This is a genomic window from Carboxylicivirga sediminis, from assembly GCF_018156225.1.
In the GTDB taxonomy this organism is placed as follows: domain Bacteria; phylum Bacteroidota; class Bacteroidia; order Bacteroidales; family Marinilabiliaceae; genus Carboxylicivirga; species Carboxylicivirga sediminis.
The window spans coordinates 101,851-119,824 of record NZ_JAGTAR010000001.1 but is presented as its reverse complement, the minus strand read 5'-3'; the positions used below and the strand labels follow the sequence as shown (position 1 = coordinate 119,824).

The 17,974-nt window shown below is 39.0% G+C and carries 11 protein-coding genes; 2 read left to right on the top strand and 9 right to left on the bottom strand.

What is annotated here, in order from left to right; all coding sequences use genetic code 11:
* Positions 1-204 precede the first annotated feature (204 nt).
* A complete protein-coding gene (locus tag KDU71_RS00485; RefSeq protein ID WP_212187928.1) occupies positions 205-3,186 on the top strand; it encodes an FG-GAP-like repeat-containing protein in 2,982 nt (993 codons plus the stop codon).
* A 79-nt stretch (positions 3,187-3,265) separates the two neighbouring features.
* On the opposite strand, the gene KDU71_RS00480 is transcribed toward KDU71_RS00485, so the two are convergent.
* The 4 genes from KDU71_RS00480 to KDU71_RS00465 form a co-directional block, all read right to left on the bottom strand.
* The gene (locus tag KDU71_RS00480; RefSeq protein WP_212187927.1) at positions 3,266-4,324 is read right to left on the bottom strand and encodes a glycoside hydrolase family protein; all 1,059 of its coding nucleotides are present in this window, start codon (positions 4,322-4,324) and stop codon (positions 3,266-3,268) included.
* Positions 4,325-4,327: 3 nt separating this feature from the next.
* A complete protein-coding gene (locus KDU71_RS00475) occupies positions 4,328-6,871 on the bottom strand; it encodes a glycoside hydrolase family 2 TIM barrel-domain containing protein (protein WP_212187926.1) in 2,544 nt (847 codons plus the stop codon).
* 468 nt (positions 6,872-7,339) lie between these two features.
* Positions 7,340-8,581, bottom strand: coding sequence for an MFS transporter (locus tag KDU71_RS00470; RefSeq protein WP_212187925.1), 1,242 nt, complete (start codon positions 8,579-8,581; stop codon positions 7,340-7,342).
* 190 nt (positions 8,582-8,771) lie between these two features.
* Positions 8,772-11,003, bottom strand: coding sequence for a glycoside hydrolase family 3 C-terminal domain-containing protein (locus KDU71_RS00465; RefSeq protein WP_212187924.1), 2,232 nt, complete (start codon positions 11,001-11,003; stop codon positions 8,772-8,774).
* Positions 11,004-11,301: 298 nt separating this feature from the next.
* On the opposite strand from KDU71_RS00465, the gene KDU71_RS00460 reads away from it, so the two are divergent.
* Positions 11,302-12,855 carry a sulfatase family protein gene (locus KDU71_RS00460; RefSeq protein WP_212187923.1) on the top strand — a complete coding sequence of 518 codons (1,554 nt, stop codon included), beginning with the start codon at positions 11,302-11,304 and terminating at the stop codon, positions 12,853-12,855.
* A 353-nt stretch (positions 12,856-13,208) separates the two neighbouring features.
* Here KDU71_RS00460 and KDU71_RS00455 read toward each other — a convergent pair whose 3' ends face one another.
* The 5 genes from KDU71_RS00455 to KDU71_RS00435 all read right to left on the bottom strand — a co-directional run bounded on the left by KDU71_RS00455 (position 13,209) and on the right by KDU71_RS00435 (position 17,732).
* Positions 13,209-13,667: a P-loop NTPase family protein gene (locus KDU71_RS00455; protein ID WP_212187922.1), complete on the bottom strand. Its 459-nt coding sequence runs from the start codon at positions 13,665-13,667 to the stop codon at positions 13,209-13,211.
* Positions 13,668-13,860: 193 nt separating this feature from the next.
* Positions 13,861-14,679, bottom strand: a complete 819-nt coding sequence (locus KDU71_RS00450; RefSeq protein ID WP_212187921.1) for a hypothetical protein — start codon at positions 14,677-14,679, stop codon at positions 13,861-13,863.
* A 73-nt stretch (positions 14,680-14,752) separates the two neighbouring features.
* Positions 14,753-15,025, bottom strand: coding sequence for a helix-turn-helix domain-containing protein (locus tag KDU71_RS00445; RefSeq protein WP_212187920.1), 273 nt, complete (start codon positions 15,023-15,025; stop codon positions 14,753-14,755).
* Between the two features lie 128 nt (positions 15,026-15,153).
* Positions 15,154-16,332, bottom strand: a complete 1,179-nt coding sequence (locus tag KDU71_RS00440; protein WP_212187919.1) for a hypothetical protein — start codon at positions 16,330-16,332, stop codon at positions 15,154-15,156.
* A gap of 143 nt (positions 16,333-16,475) precedes the next feature.
* Positions 16,476-17,732 (bottom strand): site-specific integrase, encoded by a 1,257-nt coding sequence (locus tag KDU71_RS00435; RefSeq protein WP_212187918.1) that lies wholly within the window; start codon positions 17,730-17,732, stop codon positions 16,476-16,478.
* Between the last annotated feature and the right edge of the window lie 242 nt (positions 17,733-17,974).

The following is a 17,974-nucleotide window of genomic DNA, read 5'->3' as shown; positions in this document are numbered from 1 at the left end:
CCAAAAAACGACTCTAAATTGTCACTTCCACCCCCCTATTTAAAGCCAACTGTTTTTGATATTAGTGATTATTCTTTAAGCATTAAATATTATAAAAAAATGAGAAGAACTTTAATTAGTTTGTTGATATCGTTATTCGTGTCTGTTTCGATATTCAGCCAAATAATTTCTAAGCCAATACGGGTTACTTTAAATAATCATCAGTTGATAACATACAAGGTTGAAGGCAGTTTAACTAAAATTGTACAAATTAATCTGGCAATCCAATCTGATTACGCCAACCTGAGTCTATATGAGAATAACAGGTTATTGTTAGATAATATTGATATTCCGGAATCGGGAACTCGAGTTATATCTGCATTAGTACAATTTACATCGTTGGGTGAAATAACCTTGATGTTAAAAGCTGAAAATGGCGACATTACAGTTAATGAAATCATTTTTGAAGACGTTTCAAATATTAATCTGCCTCGGTTTGCTGATATATCAGAGAGGGCCGGAATGGATAGGGTTGAATCAATCAAATACGGAGGGCCATGTATTGCCGATATTAATCAAGATGGGCATTACGATTTTATTGTGACCAACCACAATGCCGAAACCAATAAGTTGTACTGGAATAATGGCGATGGGACGGTGACTAAGCACAATCAGGATTTATCACGATGGTACATGCAGGATTTGCACGGTGCTTCATGTGCCGATTTTGATAATGACGGGGATTTAGATGTCATACAAACAAAGGGAGGCGGTAATGGTAAAAATCCATCATTACCCGACTTATACAGAAATGATAATGGAAAACTGACTCTGGTTACACTGGATGCCGGAATAACGGTAGGTGCAAGAGGGCGAGGAGCCATTTGGTCCGATATGGATAACGATGGCTGGCTGGATCTTATGTTGGTAAATGCGAAAGGTATACAGGGCGAAACACCGCAGCATAATTTTTATAGAAATAAAGGCGATGGTACTTTTGAATTAGTACAAGTAGAGGGAATTGAAAATGCTGATGCACAAAGAGCTTTGGTAAGCGATATAAATAACGATGGCATTGATGATATTGTGCTATACGATCCAACCAATACTATTTGGCTGGGAAATGGCGATTTTACGTTTACAGATGCTACTAAAATGTTACCTGAAGGGTTTAAAGAACTTGGTAATATGATGGGAGTAACAGATGTAGATGTCGATAATGATGGATACTCTGATTTGTATTTTGCACGAGGAAATGCCTTTGGCGTGGGAAACAAACCATCTTTTGACTTTTGTCCGGTACATATGAGTATGGATATTAAAATCCGTGACAAAGGTTGTTTTGAGTTAGCAATAGAAGCCGATAAGGATATTGATTTGCATAATTACGACTTTGTAGGGCGCAATGGATTTAATGGCGAGGAGTTTCCAATATTCTTAGGAAGTTCAAAAAGCACAACATACCTCACTAGAAATGGACGTCTGTTAATTAATCAGCAAGATGCAGCAGGATGGCCTGAAGATATCACAGACGATGGAATTTATTTTGGTCATGTTGGTAAAGAACAATGGCGCTCTGCTGTGGTTATCAACGGTGATATTTTTTGGAATGTAGGTTTTTCTTTAAGCGGTATAAAAAATGCCAGTCCCGAGTTTGTTCGTTTAAACAGAAACCCGCATGATGTGCTGCTTCAAAATGTCAATGGAAAGTTTGTAGATGTTTCAAAAGACTGGAATGTACCTCAATTTGGTAATCATTCAGGCGTGTCGGTTGGCGATTTTAATAACGATGGCCACCAGGATTTATTTTTACATCGATGGGGGCAACTGAAGCGAAAATATACCGATTATATGTTAGTCAATACAGGTAGTGGCCGCTTTGAACCATTTACCGGACATGGTGCCCATGGAGAGGAAGAGGAAGGTCATGGCGATATGGGACAAGCTTTTGATTTTGATAATGATGGAAGGTTAGACTTACTTAACGGTAACGATGAGTATGGAATGTGGTACCTTTTGAATAATGTTAGCAAAACGAAAGCTAATTATGCTACGGTACGAGTTGGTTATGCGCCCAATTCGTTTATTGATGCAACGTCAGCTGTTGTCATACTTGAAACGCCTACAAAAATATATCGAAAAAGGGTTGGTTCTTCCGGCATGATATTTTCTCAGAGCATGCTGAATATGATACACTTTGGCTTAGGAAAAGAGGATGAGGTAAAGAATATTAGAGTTATTTGGCGAAATGGTGAGCAAGTGGAATTTAATAACAAAAAAGCAAATCAAATATTTGATACTGATAATGTTGATCCTACTTCTATTACAATAAACAGCAGTATTTCCAAAATCAGAAAAGGAGTATCTTATAAGTTATTAACCGACATAAAGCCTCAAAATGCTAATCAAAACCTTCTCTGGACATCTTCCGATAGTTCAGTGTTAAAGGTTGATCAGGCCGGATGGGTAACTGCTGTTGGAAGGATTGGGCAATCTGCAATTATTACGGCAAAATCTGTAGTAAATGGATTAGCAGTTTCTCAGAAACTTAAGATTTCGAGGTGGAAGCCGATACCAGTCAATAAGATAGAGATGATAATGACGGATACTCTGGTGTACGTGGGAAATCAGCTACAATTAGCATACAAGTACAGTCCTAATCATGCAGATGTTCCCCAAATTATATGGGAATGTGATAATGAATCTGTTGCAACAATTAATTCAAATGGTGTTTTGAACCCAATAAAAAGCGGAGAAGTTACAGTAAAAGCTTACGAACAGAATAATATGGATGTTATAGATATTCGGAAAATAAATGTTTTACCATATATACAGCCATCTATTGAAATTGAGCAAGAAGAAGAGTTACGAAATACGGCCTATAAAGTCGGTGATAAAATAGAATTAACTGTAAATTATCATGCAGGATCTGGAAATACAGTAATGGCACGAGATATGGGAGGTGTAAAAGTATGGTTTCGCTCCTTAAATAAACGATGGATGGCCGATGGTAATTTTGAAATGATTGTGGATGAATCCAGTTTAGGTAAACAATCAGGAACGATGAAGGCTATTATAGATTTGAAAAACAGGGTGCCATCTTCTGAGCTTGCTGAAGGAAGTATTTATTACATATATGTCGGTATGGCATCATCTGATGGTATGCTCTATACCAAAGAAATATATCCGATTAAAGTTGTTAAGTAGAGGAAAAACTAAAGGGATGTTCATTCAGAGCATCCCTTTAGTTTGTATGATTCCCAACTGTTTTTACGATTATTGCCGCTTAGCTTTGCTTAAGCGGAATAAAGAGTGAATAAGATTCACCATTGTCTAGCTTAATTGAAACAGACAGTACTTTTGGTTTATCATTTTCAAGGTAAACAAATGGACGTTCCATGCGGGCTACTTTAATAGTTCTCCCATCTTTATGTTGGTATTCGAGGTCACTCACTTTGTAATGTTTAGCTTTTTGCCAGTTTAGTCCATCTTCAGAAGTAATTAAACCCAGATAGCCAAAGGCATGATAAATGCCATAATAGCGGTTTCGATGTTTATCGTACCAAACAGCCGGATCTTCTGCATTTAGGTCGCCAACTGCTGCAATGGGCTGGATTTTCCATGGGCCTTCTGGCTTATCAGACAGGGCAATAGCTTGGCTGCGAACCAGTTCATTTACATTCGGTTTGTCCCCTCTGACAAGCATTAGAAATCCACCGTCGGGTCGTTGCGTAACAGCAGGATTGCATGTGATTGTCTCAATAGGACCTGCCGGTTCAACAATGGGTGAATTCAATCTTTCCCAGGGCCCATATACACTTTTTGAAAAGGCAAGTCCTATGCGTTGATTTTCACGCACTAATGCTCTGTATTTGTTATCTATCCATTGATGCCTCGCCTGATCATACTCATCTGTAGACAGGGTTTGATTGTTTAAATTGGTTGAAATGTAGTACAGGTAATAGTTATCGCCATACTTTTGTATCCATGGGTTATGCACAGTATAAGGATCCCAATAATCGGGACCGCGCCCTTCAAGCACGGTGTTCAAATGCATGTAGGGACCAGCCGGGGAATCCGCCACTGCATGAGAAATAACCCCATCTGTAAGCCATGACTTAAAACCATATTTGCGTCGCATTTGAGAATAAAAGGCATGGTATTTTCCATCTTCACCCTTTACAATTGATGCCCCCCAATTGAAATTCTCCGTTGAGTCGTATAAAATATTTTGCTGATCAACCGGGAGCAATAGTTTTGAAAAATCCAGATCATCGGTGTTTCGCTTTTTTGAACTACATGCTATTAAAAGTAATAGCGTAATGCATAGTGTTAATGCTCTCATGTCTTAGTTGTTAAGAAGTAATTCAATAGATGCAACAGGGCTGTTTTTAAATGAAGCACTTACTTTGGCCCTTTTACCTTTTTTGTTTGACTGAACGATTAGCAATGCGCGGCCATTAGAAGTCACTACTTTATCTGATTGGTATGTTTGCAGGCTGTAGCCGTTGCCATTATCTACCCCCAGAGCTGTTACATCACCTTCAATGCTGAACTGCACTTCTTCTTCGGTGTGTTTAACCGGAGTCCCATGCTCATCAATCAACTGGACTGTAATATGTGATACGTCATAACCATCTGCTATTAAAGATGACTTATTGCTCATTATTTGCAGTTGAACTGGTTTGATAGCCGTCTGTATGCTTGACGAAATTGCTTTGTTCCGGTATACGGCTTTTGCCTCTAATTTCCCAGCCTTAAAAGGAACATGCCATTTGTATAGTTGATCCTCGAAGTCGGAAAGCTTTTTAATGCCAAGGCTTGTGTTGTTAAGGAAAAGTTCAACTTCCGGGCAGTTAGAAATGATTTCAACTACAATATCCTCATTGTCCTGATAGTTCCAGTGTTCGTTGACAGCGTGCCATTCCCATAGTGCGTTCTTCCATTGACCCGCTTTCTTTTCTATGACATCACCGTTTTTATTTAGCTTATATTTAGATTTTTCCAAAATTTGAGTAGATAAATAAAGGGTTGCTTCATCTTCGTTCCACAGTGATTTCATCATGTAGAATGAAGGTTTTTCAAATCCGGCAAAATCCAATAATCCGCTAAGTGTACCTCTGCGTCTGATGTCTCCTTTGTTGCGCTGATGTGCCTCGCCCATGTAATCTGTCCCTGTCCAAAGGAATGTCCCTGATACAAAAGGTCGTTCCATAATTGCTTTCCATTCGTGCCATTGTGCCAAATTCTCAGTGCCCATTAATGGCTTGTCAGGAAAGTGCAGATGCCCGTAGTCGTACATTACACGGCGATAGCTAAAACCAATAATATCTAAAGCATCGGCATAACCCGTAACATAGCTGGCCGAAGGTAAAATGCAGTTGGCAATAACAGGTCTGGTGGTATCCAACTCCTTGGTCCACTTCGATAATTTTTGGGCTGTCTCGCCAATGGAGTGGTCAAGCGCTTCCAATTCTTCATAGCGTTTTTTGATTTGCTCTGGCTTTAAGGGTGTTGGGCTCCAGAAGTAGTTGCCAGACCAGTCAGCATCCCAAAATCCGCAAGCTTTTTTATTACGGGGATAAGTCCACTCAATTTCGTTTCCAATGCTCCATTGAATAATACTGGGGTGGTTGCGGTGTGCAATAACGGTGGTTTTTAAGTCGCGCTCTGCCCATTCCTGAAAATATTTATCTGAACCTTCGGTAATGTAATCGGTCGAAATCTGCTGATTCATATTCAGGCGCTTATCTTTTGGATAATCCCATTCATCAAAGAACTCATCCTGCACCAGAAAACCCATCTCATCGCATAAATCCAGGAACTCATCAGAGGCAGGATTATGAGAGATTCTAATGGCATTACAGCCTCCGTCCTTCAATGTTTGCAAACGTTGACGCCAAACTTCTTTAGGAACAGCTGCCCCTACTAAGCCGGCATCGTGGTGCAAACAAACACCTTTTATCTTCATGTTTGTGCCGTTAAGGAAAAAGCCTTTATCTGCATCAAATTCAATGGTTCTGATGCCAAATGTCGTTTCATAAGTATCAACTACACTGCCATTATTAAGGATGGTGGTGATGGCTGTGAATAATGTAGGCTTTTCAATGCTCCAAAGTGAAGGATTTGAAACCGATAGTGTTTGACTCGTTGGGTTTGTTGCCGAAGCTTCAATATTAATGTCTGTTGTTTTAGAAGCGACCAATGAACCATCAGGAGCTAATACTTTTGTTTCCAATTGACAGTTTTGTGTTTCAGTATATTGGTTTGAAATGGTAATATCAATATTTACCGTAGCCTCTTTAACATTTGCTTCTGGCGTAGTAACAAATGTTCCCCATATAGGTATATGTAGTTTATTGGTTTTAATAATCTCTACATTTCTGTAGATACCAGAACCAGTATACCAGCGACTGTCGGCAAAACGTGTGCGGTCAACTTTTACTGCTATCACATTGTTTTTTCCATTCTTGTTAAGATACGGAGTAAGGTCGTAGTGGAATGGTGTGTAACCATATGGGTGATATCCCAGGTGATGACCATTTATCCAAATATCAGAGTGGTTGTAAACGCCGTCGAACAAGATAGAAACCAATTCATTATCTGTAAAGTCGATGTTGAAATGCTTGCGGTACCAACCTGTACCTCCAGGTAGATAGCCGGTGCAGCCTTCTCCTTTAATAGTGTCAAATGGGAATTCAACACTCCAGTCGTGCGGTAGGTTAACAGTTCGCCACTGTGAATCGTTATAGTTTGTATTATGAGCTTCACTATCAACTTCAAGACTGAACTTCCAATCGAAGTTAAAATCAGTATTGCGTTGCTTCTTTTCAGTGGTTTGGCAACTCAGCAAAAACATAGTTGCCATTAAAGCCAAGAGTAATTTTTTCATCTGTTTAAATTTATTTTTTAATGGTCAGATGGAACTCCCAAATAAATTTAATCATCCTCATGTGTGTAAGTAAGAATAATCAAATTTGCATGGTCGTTTCATATGATTTAATTTTTATTGAACCTGACAGAATACACATTGATACTTTTCATCACTGTAAAACGGTATTGATGTGTGCATTATTTCGTCATTTCATATGTGCTATTTTAGCCCTAAAATTACCTTAGATGAAAGGAATTAATGGGGTGTAAAAGTTCATATAAAAAGGGGTTAAAAGTAAATGTGCTTAAACCATAATAGATAAAGGTGTGGATAACAAATGATGAGACTAAAGTAGGTGCTGAAAAACTCTTGATATAGATAAATATTAAAAGCATGAAAAAAACATGAAGCGGGTAGGTGGCTATAAAAAATAAGGCTGTTCTCTCAATCAAGAACAACCTTCATGTTTTAAAAATAATGACAATTTTAAGCGCTTCGTCTGATTTTGGAACCTTTTAAAGTGAAAAAGATAATATAAGCGTAGAACAAGAAGAAGAAAGCATAAGCGATACCGTAGTTCGCAGTTGCCGGGTCGATAATACCGTTGGTGACAGTGGCAGTAGAATCAACCACTTTTCCCATTATGAACATCCACATACCTGTAAAAATAACTCCCGTACAAATGATGCCTGAACCTAATTTTGCTGCTGATGCAGGTATGTCTTTCATAGAAAGATCGAATAAAACTGACCACATGATCGATAAGAATAAGCCTTGAGCAATTAATGGCCAAATGGAGAAAGTAGAACCTTTGGTAATAAAGAAAGTTGCCAATAGTACCACACAAATAACAGAGTTGACTAAAAGTACCTTAGAAACTTCATACTTCTTTAATAAACCGGCACCTATCAATCGGCCGATGAAGAACCCTAAAGGATAAAATCCAAGGATTTTTGAAGCATAATCCATTGTTTTACCTTGTACATTATACTCTACGTAGTTTAAGAAGTAGTTACCAACTCCTACCTCAAGTCCCATATACATTCCAATGGCAACAAATCCAAAGATTAAGTGCGGGTAGCTCCAGGCTCTTCGTCCTTCACCCGCTGTACTGTCATTGGTCTCATCTTCAATGGCTGGCAGATTCATAAATACTAATAACACAGCCGTACCAATTGAAATAGCAGCTAATACGATAAACATCGTTTTAGCCAGACTCTCATTTACAGATATATCACCGTTGCTAGATGATAAAATGTATCCACCAATAACCGGCGCCAGTACAGCTGCCAATGAGTTAATAGCCATGGCCAATGTTAGTCGTGAGGCTGATGTTTCTGGTATGCCAAGGGCAATAACATATGGGTTAGCGGCTACTTGCAAGATGACGACGCCTATAGCGGTAACAAATAAGGCAGCCAGCACCATTGTATAGCCGATACCTAATGCCGGAATGAATACGGCGCAACCAATACCGGTAATTATGGAGCCAATTATTACGCTTATTTTATACCCCAGTTTTTTAACAATTCCTCCCACCGGAATAGAAATAATGTAAGCACTAAAGAATGCTGCGCTTACCAGTTGAGCTTGGCTCTCAGAAATTGAAAACTGCACTTTCATAAATGGTACCAAAATGTTATTTATCCAGGTTACAAATCCAAGCAAGAAGAGTAAGAAGGACATGATAGCAAATGGTACGGTATAATTCGTTTTTGAATTTACCATGATGTATAAATAATTTAGTTAATATCATTCGGCAGTTTTAATCTGCCATATTTTTTTTATTAAAAGCGTAAATTATACTAATCACTCCGGCATTAGGGGGTGTATAAGAGAATTATAAAGGGGTGAAATAAGAGTTTGTCTTCCTGATTATTAATATTTCACTAATTGAATCCGTTTTAATAAAATGAAATTAATGCAGTTCAATACTTGCGTGTACTGGTTTTGGAGCCCCTAGTTCAAGGCTACGTTCAGAAGGTAATGCATTACCAATTACTAATTTGTAGTTACCCTTTTTCCATCTTTTATCGCCTTCTTCATCAAAAAGCATAAGGTCATCAGGAGAAAGTGTAAATTCAACTTTCTGTGATTTTCCTTTACCTAATTTCATGCGTATGAAGCGTTTTAGTATGTATTGAGGTGTTTCCACTTCGTCATCTTCAGGTACAAGGTACAATTGTGCAACAGCATCAGCTTGCATTTGGCCTGTATTGGTCAATTGGCAGCTAACTGTTACATTATCTTTTTTGCGTAAGATGGTTTTATTGACTTTGATATCGTTAAACTCAAACTGTGTATAGGACAAACCAAAGCCAAATGGAAATAAAGGTGTTTCGGTCATGTATTTATAGGTACGCTCGTGCATACTGTAGTCCTCAAAAGGAGGCAGTTGTTCAACTGATTGAGGAATTGTAATGGGTAAATGTCCCGATGGAGAAACATCACCAAAAATGATATCAGCCACGGCATTACCACCTTGTTCACCAGGATACCATACATACAGGATTGCATCGCATAAATCATATAATTCATGTAAAGCAACAGCGCTTCCGCTGCAAACCACCAGGATAAGTGGACCTGTTTTTTTATCAGCAATTTCTTTTACATAATTAATTTGGTTCTGAGGTAATTTAAGATTTACCCTATCACCTTGACTAGGAGAAGCAATGGCATCTACTTCCTCACCTTCCATATCAGCAGAGATGCCTACCACGGCTATTGTTGCATCTGCTGTTGCTGCTACATGCGGTGCCCAGTTTTTGGGATTAAGGTTCTTCTGAAATGGCAAAGCGCCCATTCGATAGTTTAATGAGGTGCCGAGGGAAACTTTATTGGCAATACCTTCAAGAATGGTAACCATATTAGAGCTGATTCCATAATAATTGGCAAATAATACATCTGTGGAGGCTGCAAAAGGGCCGGTGACATAGGGTGTCTTAATGTTTTTATCTAATGGGAGCACACTGTTATCGTTTTTTAATAAAACAATAGACTCTAATGCCATCTGCTTAGCTAGCTGAATGTGCTTCTGGCAATTAATTATATCAGGGCTTAATTGATTGTGCGGATTCATTTCAATAGGGTCGAACAAGCCTAGTTTAAAACGAGTTAAGAGCAATTCTTTTAAACGTTGGTCAAGCACGTCTTCTGTTGTTAATCCTTCTTCAATAGCTTGCTTGATATGACTATAGGCATATCCGCAATTAAGGTTAATGCCAGTGTTTAGGGCCAAAGCTGCTGACTCGGTTATATTATTTGTATACTGGTGTCCATTGTGAATATCTGCAATTGCACCGCAGTCAGAAACAATATATCCGTTAAAGCCCCATTCTTTCTTGAGTATGTCTTTGATTAGAAATTCATTTGAACAGGCAGGTTGGCCATAAATAGCATTATACGCCCCCATTACACCTTCAACATTGCCTCTTGTAACCAAAGCCTCAAATGCCGGTAAATAGGTTTCGTATAAATCTTTTTTTGACGGAGAAACGTCGAAATGATGACGCAGTGGTTCTGGCCCCGAGTGAACTGCATAGTGCTTAGCACACGCTGCCGTTTTTAAGTATTTTGGGTGGTTACCTTGTAAACCATTAACAAAAGCTACACCAATTTCAGACATCAGGTAAGGGTCTTCACCATAAGTTTCTTGTCCACGTCCCCAGCGGGGATCACGAAAAATATTAACATTGGGTGTCCAAAAGGTTAATCCTGCATATTTACCATAATTGCCAATTGATTGTGAGATAAGAAACTTAGCTCTCGCCTCATCCGAAATTGCTTCTGCAACTTTCTGTACAAGTTCAGTATTGAAAGAAGCGCCCATGGCGATGCCTTGCGGAAAGATGGTTGCCTTACCATTACGTGCAACTCCATGCAGTGCTTCGTTCCACCAGTTGTATTCCTGAACGCCTAAGCGCGGTATGGCAGGGGTTGCATCAACAATTTGTGATATTTTCTCATCAAGCGTCATCGCTTCAACAAGAAAATCAGCTCGTTCGTTGAAACTGTATGAGGTATCTAACCATTTTTGCTTTTGGGCATGGGAGGTAAAAGAGAAAAGGAGAAATAGAAGGAATATGCAAATATGCCTTAAAATAAGAGATGACGTTTTTAGACAAACATGAAAGCAATTTTTACTGATCATTGATAAAATATTCTAGTGAAACAAGTAATAGTGTTTAGGACTTTTTTCTGTGCACAAAATAGAAAATGCCAGTTTGTTTCTTTGCCAATGTTATTAGAAGATTAGGGGGGTGAAACTTCATTATTGAGGTGGTGGGTGATAACCTTTATTAACCTTTCTGAAAAAAGAGATGGCTATTAGCACTTGGAAGACCTGCTTTTGGCAAAGTAGGATCTTATGCCCCCTATTGATGTTTCATTTGACCACTTAGCTTGCACATTGCTTTATCTATCTTTAGCCTTCATAAAAAGGTTATGTTATGAAGATAGGTTTATTTAAATCCATAGTGATATTATTAATTGTAACCACGTTTGTTGGTTGTCAATCCTCAAGGAGTAAGCAGGTGCTTTCCAATCCGAATATTGTGTTCATTTACCTTGATGATTTAGGATATGGCGATATAGGCGCTTATGGTGCAACCGAAATAGAAACGCCGGCAATGGATGCATTGGCTAATGGAGGAGTACGTTTCACAAATGGTTATGCGAGTTCAGCAACCTGCACGCCAAGTCGCTATGCGTTACTAACAGGGGTGTATCCATGGCGAAATAAAGATGCTGCTATTTTACCAGGTACAGCACCTTTAATAATAGGTACTGATCAAATGACGGTACCAAAGATGTTAAAAGAACAAGGTTATAAAACTGCAATCGTTGGTAAATGGCATTTAGGATTGGGAAGTGGTGTTGTGGATTGGAATGAACGCGTGACACCTGGACCCAATGAAGTGGGCTTTGACTATTCATATATTATGGCGGCCACTCAAGATAGAGTGCCAACTGTTTATATCGATAATGGGTATGTAGATGGCTTAGATAAGAATGATCCAATAAAGATTAGTTATACAAGTAATTTCGAAGGAGAGCCAACCGGAAAAGATAATCCAGAGTTGTTAACAATGAAGTGGCATCATGGGCATAATAACAGTATCGTCAATGGAATCCCCCGAATTGGTTATATGAAAGGTGGAGAAAATGCCAAATGGAGCGATGTGGATATGGCAGATCATTTCTTGGCAAAAGCTCAAGCTTATGTAAAGGAGAATGCAAATAAAGAAAAGCCATTTTTCTTATATTATGCCATGCAGCAACCTCATGTGCCGCGAACTCCGCACCCACGATTCGCGGGTAAGTCGGGTATGGGGCCGCGTGGAGATGTTATTCTGGAAGCTGACTGGTGCATTGGTGAATTTATTAAAACCCTGGAAGAAGAAGGACTAATGGAAAACACCTTCATCGTATTGTCAAGTGATAATGGCCCGGTATTAAATGATGGATACTATGATGATGCGGTTGAGAAATTAGGTTCTCATAAACCAGCCGGAGCTTTAAGAGGAGGGAAATACAGCTTGTTTGAGGCCGGAACACGTGTGCCTTTTATTACTTATTGGAAAGGAACCATTCAACCTCAGGTGTCCGATGCATTGGTATGTCAGATTGATTTATTTGCATCTTTAGCCGCTTTAACCGGAAGTGAAAATACAATTTCAGACAGTGAAAATCTTCTGGCTGCATTGCTGGGCGTATCAGATAAAGGAAGGAATGAGTTAATATTAGAAGCGTCATCGCGAACTGCTTATAGAAGAGGGAGCTGGGTGATGATACCTCCATATGAAGGAGCATCTACGAATAAATTGGTTAATATTGAATTGGGTAATGATACTGTATACCAGCTTTATAATTTGGACGAAGATATTAGTCAATTAAGGAATGTTGCAGGAAAACATCCTAATAAACTTAAGGAAATGGTGGAAGGTTTTAATGCCATCCGAGGACATGAGCGTTTAAATAATTACACATTGGAATTAAAGTAGGTTAGATATAGGTATAACTATAATGTGTGGTAAAAATAGTTTCGCTAAGTATTAGTAATTGGAGAGTGAATGTGTTTTGCTATAGAATGTTAGTTATTTGCAGGTGATAAGGGCAGTATCGATTTTACAGGCAACAATGATTACAGATAAACCAAGATTAGACATTATCTTCTTTTATCTTGGCTGTGTTCTGGAAATATTATCACATTCATCATCTCTCTTAATCTACTTCTAACACGTTTTCCGTAGAGCTTTTCAATATCCTGGGCGTTAAGATTGGTAGTTAAGTGAGTAATCAATCTGTCAGAAATGAATAAATCATAGCGACTCAATATTACTTCGGCCAGGACATTTCATTCGGAACCGTAGTGCTTGATGTTGGATTCGGCTCCCAGGTCATCGAGGCAAATAGTTTTGGGAATGCGTTGCCCTGGTGAAATGGTAAAGCTTCGTTTACTGTAACGGTGGATGGTATCGAATCCATCTTTTTTGAATTCAAAACTGATGTCGCGGCAGGCTTTGAGTGGGAAATGTTGATGACTGGGTAATATGGAGGGCATTAGCTTCATTAATGCTGTTTTACCACAACCTACGGGGCCAAGAATTAAAATGCCTTTGCGTAGGTTTATTCCAAGTCGTTCACATTCTTTAGGGTCGTTAATGAAGTAAGCAAATAGTTTGTTGATGATGGGCATGTCTTCTTCATAAAGTTTGAAATGCGGACCATAAATGGCTTTGCCTTTTTGGGTGATGAGGTCAAGGGATTTTTGAAAATCGTAGTAGTTGATGTTGTTGATGGTTTGGTAGTGCATTTTTTAAGAGATGAGAAGTGAGTAATGAGATTTGAGATGATTTGCAGCTTTGATTAGCTTGCGATTTGAGGAAATGAAAAACTGATGATTTGTCGAACTGAAAAACTGTTTTACCCTTCTGCCTCTGGCATCTCCCCTTAAAAAGGGAGAAATGATTTAAAGCTTGGTTAAAGGATATTGACCGAACATTTTATTAAAGAGGTTCATTATAGTTGGAGGATGAGGGTTGTGGTGAAGTTGGGCGAAGAACGGATGGAGGATTTTCGGATTTTGTATCTCGACTCCGCTCGATGACCGATTTCTGGAATTGTTTCTTGCGGGTGTTGTGTGTGCTTCGGCTCCGCTCAGCATCAAGACCTTTCTTTTCGAATTTTTTGATGTTGAGCATCCAGTTGCGGGCGGCTGCTTTCCAGTCTTTCATGGGTGTTTTGCCGCCGATAAGCCAACCGTTGGATTCGTAGTAGTTGAAGAAGCGTTGGGCTTCGGATTCTGGATGGCCTTTTTCGTGGAAGTAGATTTTGATATGTTGGAGAGGTGGGATTACCCCCTCATGCCTCGACTCCGCTCGGCAACCGATAGTTGTTTGATTCTTTTTCATGTTAAGTTCTTTTTTAATATTAGACTTTGAAAAATTTTCCTCTGTATAGAGAGTGTTAGTTTGTTTACTGTTTGTATTGTTTATAGAAGGAGTCATTTTTGATACAGGTAGTGAACAGGTAGCTGTGTCAAAAGTGAACAGGTGAATGAGACTTCCTTTAGTAGGGTCAAAGGATGGGTCGTAGCGAATGAAGCCATGGGCGTGAAGTTCTTTAAGGGCTTTTAAATAAGTTCCTGAGGAACCAATCTTCGCAAGCTTCATGGTTTCTGTTCTTGAGATGCTGATTGGGTTTTCAAATCGGTTTGTATTCCACATTCTGAACAAGACAAGGTACAGGCTTATATGATATGGTTTAAAGCTTGATATCTGATCCATCAAGGCGAAAACATTAGTTTGGTGCTTGATGTAGTTCATGGTGAGAGCGCTGCGCTTTAGATATTGGAACGAGGCTTCGCTTCTTATAGAACCGCTTCGCCTTTTTTAGATACTAGTAAGATTGTTTGTTTTGAAGGAGCATTTGCTGGATGTCCTGATAGCTATAGTAATAGATGCCGCCAATTTTGGTGGCGGGGAAGTCGCCGCTGATACGCATGTTGGTGAGGGTATTGGGGGATATGCGCAGGATTTTAAGAACTTCCTTAGTTTTTAGCCATTGTTTGGTTTGGGCTGCATCTTGTGATAAGATGAGTTTTTTGATTTCTGATAGTAATTCAGTTTTGAATTCTTTCAGGTCTTCTGTTGTTAATACTTCTATTGACATGATTCTGATGATTGATTTTGATTGACAACAAAGGAAAACAATCGTCTGATATGAAAATAGTTACAGGGCTTATATAAGCCACCTGTAAGGGTGTATGATTATCAGTTATTTAAATCGATAAAATTGGTTTAATTTTTATTTTTCTGAATGTAATTGAGGATGTTCAGAACGTCATCTTTCACAGCTTCCCAAGTAGTAGGGAGCGGAGAATAGTAGTTATTGCTAATGTTTTGAATAGACACTTCATCACTTTCTTTGGACTTGAAGTTCTCATGAACTAAGCGAAACAAGGCTTGTTTGCTAGTTGGTTCGATATAGGAGGTGTCGACAAGTACTCTGAGGAAACAGCCCAGATTGGCAACTGATGTATTGAGGTTGTGTTTGTTCTTTTTATTTGTAGCGGTCAGAAGGCTTTGGTATGTATCTTCCAAAGGTTTTTTGGGCTCCAGAAAGTTTATCTCAGTTTCGAGCCATCCTAATAGAGTCTTTTTTATAGATGGTTTGTCAGGGCAGTAGCCTGCTTTATTGATTGTTCTGGTTTGCTTGATGCATTTATGAAAGTGTTTGAGCGTGTAGAGCTGGTCAGCCTGGTTTTCTTCGTGTCTGTAGGTTTCTGTGATGTGGCTGGTGATAAACAGGATAGTCTCTTCTGAGTTAAGGTTATAAGTGATTATCTCTTTGCAGTAAAAATCGTTTAGTTTATTATCGCTAAATAAAGGAAGGTTTATAGCGTATAAACGCTTAATCCACATGTAAATATAGTGTTTGTTGTGAAAGGTATAGCTTTCCTGTTTGCGTTCGATAAAATCATTAAGCGGATGTAAAAGCACTTTCAAAACCTTTGAGTTAATCTCCTGGTTTAGCAGTGAAGAGCTGATTTTTTGTCTATGGATAATGAATGCTTCTTTGTGTTTCAGATAGCAGACCTCAGGCAGGTTGGAATGAATGTCGAAGAAATTATCATATTGTTCATGGATAAAGGCGAGCGCTTCCGTCAATTCTATGATGAGCGGTTTGAGATTTGTGTTGTGGCAATTGGGAGCTGTCCAGCAAGTGCATGTTTTACTTTGTATCTGGTCAATCAGGCGTATAATACATGACTGGTAAAAACGAACTAAAGTGGACTGTTTTTTATCGGAGCATAGAATGGATGATTCAGCCAGTAATTGTTCTTTAATGATGGTGTGGACATTATCAATATCCGTCTTGAAGTATTCGTCATTGGATATGCCTTTTTTTATCAGGCAAATATCGGGTGTACCAATATTCGTGACAAGGCGCTCTATCTCTGTCAAGATATACTCCATGTGTAGAAGGTTTAGTTTTTAGTTAAACGAAATCAGTTTCGGATGGGGCCGAAACTGATTCTACTAATTTAATAATTTTGATAAAAAAGGAAAACTTATGTTGATAAAAATGATGCTTTTTGATTGATATGGTGTTGTTTACCTTATGAGCCATAGTGCTTCTTGCCATTGGTTTTCGGGTTGAGTTTATCTTTAAGTGCCAGCATGTCCTCACTGATTTTATTCTCCACCACTTTGGCATAAACCTGCGTAGTAGATAGTTTGGTATGACCTAGGATTTTGCTGACTGTTTCGATGGGGACACCGTTGGATAAGGCGATAGTGGTGGCAAAGGTATGCCTGGCAATGTGAAAGGAGAGGTTCTTCTTGATGTTGCACAAGTCTGCTATTTCTTTCAGGTAGCTGTTTAGGCGTTGGTTGGATATGCCTGGAAACAATTTGTTTTGGTTGATAGCCTTTGGGCTGTCTTTATATTTCTCCAGGATTGCTTGGGCTGCAGGTAAAAGAGGAATATGCACCGGCATTTCAGTTTTTTGACGCTTGGTATATATCCACTGGCCACCATCGATACCGATCACTAAATTATCACGGGTGAGGTTATGGACGTCGATGTAGGCCAAGCCTGTGTAGCAGGCTAACACAAAGAGGTCTTTCGTGAACTGTATTCGGTCAATGCTGAAGTGTTTCTCTTCCAGTCGTTGCAGTTCCTGAGGTGTCAAAAAGGCACGTTCGGTCTTTTTAAAGTTTAAACGATACTTGTCGAAGGGGTTTTTCTCCAGCCATTCCAGTTTGACGGCCATGTTAATCATCTTGCGGAAGCGCTCCATGTGTTTCATGATGCCATTGTTGGTTAATGGTCGTTGATGGTCGGTAGGTTGGTGAGCCCGTAAGAAGGCTTCAAACTCGGTTATGAAGCGATAGTTGAGTTCTTTCAACAGGATGTCATTTCGCTTTTTTCTTTTTTGAAGAAATGACTTGAGGTATTTAGCAGTCGTCAGATAATTCTTAAGCGTTCCCCAGGTTAAAATGTCTTTTTGTGACTCAGCATGGTAATCGATTAGATATTGCAAGGTGATGTCTTCCTCACTGTTGCCAAAGAAAAGTTGTTTGATAATGTGTGGGGTGGGCGTTTTCTTATTGAGCAGCAGGTTTCGATAGATGTTGGTCAATTCACTTCTAACACCTTCGAGGTAGAAATTTGTTTTTCGTGCGTCAATGGTTGTTGAAGTGACTCTTTCCTTGGCTTTGCTCCAGTGTTTGGTTTTTACATCTGTCTTAAGGGAAAACTCTGTTCTGTGGCCATTGACTGTCAGGCGGGCATAGATGGATGATTCTTCTTTGTTGTTTTTCTGTGGTCTGGCCACAAATAAAATTCTAAAGGTGTGCTCTTGTGTGTTCATTGTTGTGATTTTGTTGTTGATAAATGTGTGTTGTAAATCATTCTCAATTAGCTCTTTAGCTAATTTCAACAATCAAAATCAATCATCAGAAGGGGTGAAAAACTACACTTTAAATAGCTGTAACTTTCACTGTCATAGGTTTTTGTAAAATCAATCGGGAGTAAATATAAGGAAAAAGAAATTGACTCCCGAATATCTCCCGAGCAAAGCTCAAAATGATGATTTATTATGAATTTGCATAA

Bases quoted from the DNA above. Each gene is read 5' to 3' on its own strand.
- KDU71_RS00480 (WP_212187927.1), bottom strand. From the start codon at position 4,324: ATGAGAGCATTAACACTATGCATTACGCTATTACTTTTAATAGCATGT.
- KDU71_RS00475 (WP_212187926.1), bottom strand. From the start codon at position 6,871: ATGAAAAAATTACTCTTGGCTTTAATGGCAACTATGTTTTTGCTGAGT.
- KDU71_RS00470 (WP_212187925.1), bottom strand. From the start codon at position 8,581: ATGGTAAATTCAAAAACGAATTATACCGTACCATTTGCTATCATGTCC.
- KDU71_RS00465 (WP_212187924.1), bottom strand. From the start codon at position 11,003: ATGATCAGTAAAAATTGCTTTCATGTTTGTCTAAAAACGTCATCTCTT.
- KDU71_RS00460 (WP_212187923.1), top strand. From the start codon at position 11,302: ATGAAGATAGGTTTATTTAAATCCATAGTGATATTATTAATTGTAACC.
- KDU71_RS00455 (WP_212187922.1), bottom strand. From the start codon at position 13,667: ATGCACTACCAAACCATCAACAACATCAACTACTACGATTTTCAAAAA.
- KDU71_RS00450 (WP_212187921.1), bottom strand. From the start codon at position 14,679: ATGAACTACATCAAGCACCAAACTAATGTTTTCGCCTTGATGGATCAG.
- KDU71_RS00445 (WP_212187920.1), bottom strand. From the start codon at position 15,025: ATGTCAATAGAAGTATTAACAACAGAAGACCTGAAAGAATTCAAAACT.
- KDU71_RS00440 (WP_212187919.1), bottom strand. From the start codon at position 16,332: ATGGAGTATATCTTGACAGAGATAGAGCGCCTTGTCACGAATATTGGT.
- KDU71_RS00435 (WP_212187918.1), bottom strand. From the start codon at position 17,732: ATGAACACACAAGAGCACACCTTTAGAATTTTATTTGTGGCCAGACCA.